Origin of the sequence: Streptomyces sp. NPDC051104, assembly GCF_040682835.1 — a bacterium.
In the GTDB taxonomy this organism is placed as follows: Bacteria; Actinomycetota; Actinomycetes; order Streptomycetales; family Streptomycetaceae; genus Streptomyces; species Streptomyces cynarae.
Map to the genome: position 1 here is coordinate 1 of NZ_JBFBBS010000094.1, position 5,178 is coordinate 5,178.

The following is a 5,178-nucleotide window of genomic DNA, read 5'->3' on the forward strand; positions in this document are numbered from 1 at the left end:
AAGGCGGTCCAGAGAACGCTGCAGTCACACGAACGCCCATCCTTCCAGGCATCGGTAACGGCCAGTCACGGCTCCACAACAAGTGGATCAGAACCGAACTACAAGGCCGTTGACAACCCGGAGGGGCGCAAGCGGTGTGGTGGGGCGGCGTTCGGGCAGACGGCCTGTTCAGCGTGCGTGATGGGGCGGCCGGGCTATCGCGCGAGGGCACAGGCCTTGATGCCGAAGCCGCAGACCAAGGCGATCCAGCTGCCGGCCAGGGAGGCGATTGGGGAAAACATGGCCATCTCGTGGACGGCAGCGTTGCTGCCACAGGACCGTGGCAAACCTGATCGTCGCCTCCGGCCGCGACTCGTACAACGCGACCGCGTCCGCCTTGAACTCCGGCGTGACCGGCTTGAAGAGCGGCGCCGCGAGCAGTACCCCGCCGGCCGCGAGGAGTACGAGGCCGACTTGCCGACCACGTGTGCGGCGTTACGCCTACGCCCTCGTAATCGCTTGTGGCTCCCAGCCCTTGGGGCCGACTCTGTGACACCTCTGGTTTGTCCGGGCGTCCGGGGCGGCGCCCCCCGGGTTCGGCTTCCTCGACCACCGTCACCGCGTCCACGCCGCCCACGATCTGGAGAAAAACTTCGCCGAAGTTTGGAGACGATCTCGTCAGCTCGGAAGAACCGATTGAGCCATGGATCCGCCCTGTGCCGCGCCGACCACAGGATCAGTGTGCCATCCCTCGCACCGTTCTCACGCGCTCTCTCGTGCACATCGCCGAACTGTCTGAGCTCCGAGTCGCCCACGGGAGCAGGAAAACCCCGGCGAAGATCGTAGAACCCGACAGTCCAAGAGCCCACGGGCTCCACCATGCTGACCCCTCCGAGCCGAAAGCCGACATTGGCTCAGAGAGTAGAGAAGGCCAAGAACCCGCTGGAGCACCCGACCGTCGGTGAGATCGCCGCCCGGTACGGCAAGACGCCGGCCCAGATCATCCTGCGCTGGCATCTCGAACACGGCCTTCCCGCGATCCCGAAGTCCGTCAAGTCCCACCGCATCGCGGAGAACTTCGACATCTTCGACTTCGCGCTCACGGCCAGTGAGGTCGCCTCGATCGACGCGATCGACACCGGAGTGCGCGGCGGTCCCGACCCGGACGCCCGGCGCAGCTCCTAAAGCGGCAACTGAAGTCAGCTGAGCAGCGGCATGCGCACGGCTGCTGCCTCGAGAAAGGACCTTATGACCAAGCAGTTCAAGCTAGGCGCGTCCATCGGCGTGACGGCAGTAGTCCTTGCTTCCGCGCCATACGCGTCCGCCTCGGCCGGGCAAGCACCTCGGGAGCGGGTCATCACTCATGTGGAGACTGTGACCCCGTTCGACTTCACGGCAGGCGAGGCGCCCGAGAACATCGCCCTGAACCCGGATCGCTCCGTGACTCTTTCCATGCTTGGCGCCCCGGCGGGCAAGCGTCCGGAGCTTGTCCGGATCGCGCCGTCCGGGCACCGTACGGTGCTCGCTGTCGGACAGCGGGGCGACCAGATCACCGGAAACACCCGCGGCAGCGACGGCACCGTCTACTACAACGTGGCATCGGACAACGCCTCCCAAGCCGGGGTATGGAAGCCGAAGCCCTGAGGTCCACATACCTGAAGGCGGTGACGGGAGCCACGAGGTGAGCTGGTCGCCGACCCAGCGCTGCCGCGGGTGCAAAGGGCCCTCACATCTTCTACGGGAACAGCTGCTGATACTTCGCCCGTATCAGTGCATTCGGATCCGCAGACCATAGTGGGTTCTTGTAGGCCGGGAGCTGAGGGGCGGCTCCGACCCAGAACCCTGACCCGCCGTTGTTCAGGATCGTCTTACCGGCCTTTCCTGCCACGACCCAGTCGATCTCTACCGCGTAGGTGCAGAAGCAGGTGGTGTCCTTGGAGGTGAGCTCGAACACCTCGGGATCATTCGGCAAGACCTTGAACGGGAAGGTCACTGGTGGATGTCCTGGGTCCCCAGGACCTCCTGGATCCGCCTCAGCGATGATCGGTGCATTAGGCGTGTCCAGGTCCGTCCAGAACGGCCTGACACTCTCCGCTCCTCCGCACTGTCCATCCTGGACGACGATGCCGGTGCTCGGAGGCGCCTTCCTTTGGAGGACCAGCACCCGCATCCCCATCAGCAGTACCGCTTCGCTGGAAGACGTCTGGGTGGTGATGTCGATGACTCCCGGACCCAGCCGTTTCGCCGCCTCCCGCTGCCCGTGCCTGTACTCGTTCGCTGTCTCGGCGTAGTAAGTCACCCCGGTACAGCTGTCGCTGCTGTAGTCCGCCTGGATCTGCACGTTCGGCGGAAGCGCGGCAGAGCCGGGGTGCAGCGGCCGCGTCACGGGCAGCCCGCTGGGCGTCCCTCCCGGCGAGAGCCCGGAACGTTTCCCTGTGACGGGAGGCGAAGCACCGGCATGCGCTGAACCGGCCAGCCCCGTCCCATACACCGCGTAAGCTCCGCCCGCAGCGAACAGCAACACCAACGCCGTAGCCATCACCATTTTCCGTCCGCGCCGCCGGTGCCCCCGCTCTGCGGCCTCGGACACCGGGTGGTAGTGGATGTGCTGGACGCCTTCGGTCTGAAATGGCCCGTGGAAGGAGTTCTTCCGGAAGTCGATCCGGTCACCTGGCGCTTGCGGCTCGTCGCCCCCATTCACCACGTGGTGCCCGGATGGTTGTGCTGCACGCCCTTGACCTGGACCGGGCCGTGGAAGGTGTTGTGCTGAAACTCAATATGGTCTGCGGCCGCCCGGTCTATGCCCCGCAAGTGCTGGACAGCCTGCTCCAGGTCGGCAGCGAACGCGGCATCGTGTTCGGCGGCGTCCTCCAAAGCGAGCTGGACCCGCTGCCGAGTGCGGTTACTGGGGGCTCCCTGCCCGCTGGCAGCTTCCTCCGTGAGCCGATGCAGCGCAGTGTCTTCCCCGAGCTTCTGTCTGACCAGGTCCTGAAGACGGTCCAGTCCCGCGTCCAGCGCCCGGTCGACCTCCCCATCCGCGCGCTCGCCCACTCGCCGAGCCTTGCGGACACCCCATGCGCAGAGGTACCCGACCACGATCTCGAACCCCGTCACCACGCCCCCTAACCGCCGGCCCTGACGCCGCGACGCTGATGTCAGCAGGAGTCCTGCGCCGGACCAAGCCCTGGGACGAGTTCTCCGCCCCACGCCGGATCGCTATGCCGTACACGCTCGTGAACACTGTGCCGAACGAGCCGATGATGAACAACCCGTTCCATCCCACGAAGGCTATAAGGCTTGTATCGCGACTCATCTTAGGAATGGTCAAGGCCTGTGGATCGGCGCGTTGTACGACTTGTTGGGCGCCTCTTGTGCCGGGCCCATTCTTCGGTGGGTCCTTCAAGCTCGGGTTCCACCAGCGTGATGTTCAGCGTCTCCCGGCTGCCCCATCCGGCGGAGAACGTCCAGCCCGTCCACGGGTGCCCGCTGGCGGCTGGGGACTGCAGGCGCCCGTCGGCATCGAGGCGCCCGAGCTGCAAGGTGCGGGGCGCGGTGAGCGGACCAGTGACGGCGCCGACGATCGCGTCTTGGGTCTCGCGCACCTTGTATTTGCGCCACCCGCGCATCGAAGGCTGATACGGGCTATCCAGCCGCTTGAAGAGCAACCCCTCCAGGCCGACCGCCGTCCAGGTCAACCACTCGGTGACCGTATCCGGATCGGTGGTCGACGGACACAGCGCCCGCGGCGCCACCAGCCGGCGCTCGGTGAACAATTCCTCCAGCGCCGCCCGACGCCTCCGATACGGCCATGCCGTGGTCTCCCGACCCGCCAGCCGCAACAGGTCGAAAACCACGAAGTGGGCAGGCCACTGCGCGGCGAGCCGGGACGCCCCGGCGTCGCGCCGCTTCAGCCGGTCCTGAAGCCGTTCGAACGCCAGCCGCCCGGCCTCCCATACCACCAGCTCCCCATTCCAGCTCAGGGACCGCAGCGGACAAGCATCCACGGTGGGCCGCGGCAACATCGCTGACCCGCTTCGACAGTCCCTGCCACAGGTGGAAGCGGTCGCTGACCTGCACCGCGTCCGGGGCACCGTCGGCGATGCCCTGTCGGTAGACCAGCGAGCCGTCCCGGCAGACCACGTCAACACCGGGGTGTGTCCGCAGCCAGGTGGCCAATTGCTCGGCGTCGCGGCCTGCCCACAGCTCGATCGGCAGCCGGGTGTCGGCATCCACCAGCAGGGTGCCGTAGACGTCCGAGTACAGCGCGAAGTCGTCCACGCCCAACACCCGCGGGGTCGCTGGTGACGGAAGGGGCAAGCACATCAAGTGGAACAGCACGCTGGTCCGCGACAGCGGTACCTGCAGGATCTGCAGGAGCCGGGCGCCGCCACGGCCGGCGAGGAGTACCCCGGCCATCTCCACCAGGTGCTGCAGCAGCGGGCTGCGGCGCTGGTAGCGCGCCGTCAGCCCCTCGACCTGCTCGGCGAACGTCCGCCGACCGCAGCTCGGGCCGTCACAGAACAACCGTCGCACCGACAGCTCGATCACCACCGGTCGGCCACCCACAGCGACATCGGCCAGCGCGCGGCCGTAGCGGCTGTGCACCCGCGCGGAACCGCGACCGCAGTCCGGACACGCCACCGTCAACTCGCGGGTGCGGGCCGCGATGCGGACTACGCCTCCCGCCACCCATACTCGTTCCACCCGCACCGCATCAAGGTGCGGAGACATGATCCATATGAGGTCATCACACTCGCCGACAGTGGCGCTACCCGTGACGGAGCGTAACCGGCGCACGGTGACACACCCCAGCATCACGGAAATCTTGCCAGGGCCACGTTCACGTGTACGCCGATAGGTGAGTCTGCGGTAGCAGATGAGGCTGCCGGCGATAGCGGTGAAGGCTAGATGATCAATTCCAAGGGGTGTCTGCGGAGACGAGAACGAGGGCATCCAAGATCGTTTTGTGATGAACGACCTGGACACCCTCGCGACAGCACTCTATGCGACGACCGACGATCTGCTGAAGGAGCGTCCGGACTTGGCACCGTGGAGGCCAGCCATGGGGATCGCGCCGCAGCTCACGGACGCCGAGCTGGTCACCCTCGCGATGATGCAGGCCATGCTCGGTTTCACCTCCGAGGCCAGGTGGCTCCGGCATGCCCGGGCCCACCTGCGGCACCTCTTCCCGTACCTGCC

The 5,178-nt window shown here is 66.6% G+C and carries 4 protein-coding genes and 3 pseudogenes; 3 read left to right on the forward strand and 4 right to left on the reverse strand.

The window, feature by feature from the left end; translation table 11 throughout:
• Window positions 1-852 precede the first annotated feature (852 nt).
• Together AB0N14_RS39370 and AB0N14_RS39375 are read left to right on the forward strand one after the other, a co-directional pair.
• Window positions 853-1,164, forward strand: a pseudogene (locus AB0N14_RS39370) (aldo/keto reductase); the annotation flags it as partial.
• A gap of 63 nt (window positions 1,165-1,227) precedes the next feature.
• Window positions 1,228-1,623, forward strand: coding sequence for a hypothetical protein (locus AB0N14_RS39375; RefSeq protein ID WP_366030508.1), 396 nt, complete (start codon window positions 1,228-1,230; stop codon window positions 1,621-1,623).
• A 91-nt stretch (window positions 1,624-1,714) separates the two neighbouring features.
• Here the strand turns inward: AB0N14_RS39375 and AB0N14_RS39380 are convergent, their stop codons facing one another.
• The 4 genes and pseudogenes from AB0N14_RS39380 to AB0N14_RS39395 all read right to left on the reverse strand — a co-directional run.
• Window positions 1,715-2,518, reverse strand: a complete 804-nt coding sequence (locus tag AB0N14_RS39380; RefSeq protein WP_366030510.1) for a hypothetical protein — start codon at window positions 2,516-2,518, stop codon at window positions 1,715-1,717.
• A 158-nt stretch (window positions 2,519-2,676) separates the two neighbouring features.
• The gene (locus tag AB0N14_RS39385) at window positions 2,677-3,093 is read right to left on the reverse strand and encodes a hypothetical protein (RefSeq protein ID WP_366030512.1); all 417 of its coding nucleotides are present in this window, start codon (window positions 3,091-3,093) and stop codon (window positions 2,677-2,679) included.
• A 200-nt stretch (window positions 3,094-3,293) separates the two neighbouring features.
• Window positions 3,294-3,938 (reverse strand): hypothetical protein, encoded by a 645-nt coding sequence (locus AB0N14_RS39390; protein WP_366030513.1) that lies wholly within the window; start codon window positions 3,936-3,938, stop codon window positions 3,294-3,296.
• 67 nt (window positions 3,939-4,005) lie between these two features.
• Window positions 4,006-4,932, reverse strand: a pseudogene (locus AB0N14_RS39395) (ISL3 family transposase); the annotation flags it as partial.
• Window positions 4,933-4,945: 13 nt separating this feature from the next.
• On the opposite strand from AB0N14_RS39395, the pseudogene AB0N14_RS39400 reads away from it, so the two are divergent.
• Window positions 4,946-5,178: pseudogene (locus tag AB0N14_RS39400) on the forward strand (IS982 family transposase); the annotation flags it as partial.

Bases quoted from the DNA above. Each gene is read 5' to 3' on its own strand.
- AB0N14_RS39375 (WP_366030508.1), top strand. From the start codon at position 1,228: ATGACCAAGCAGTTCAAGCTAGGCGCGTCCATCGGCGTGACGGCAGTA.
- AB0N14_RS39380 (WP_366030510.1), bottom strand. From the start codon at position 2,518: ATGGCTACGGCGTTGGTGTTGCTGTTCGCTGCGGGCGGAGCTTACGCG.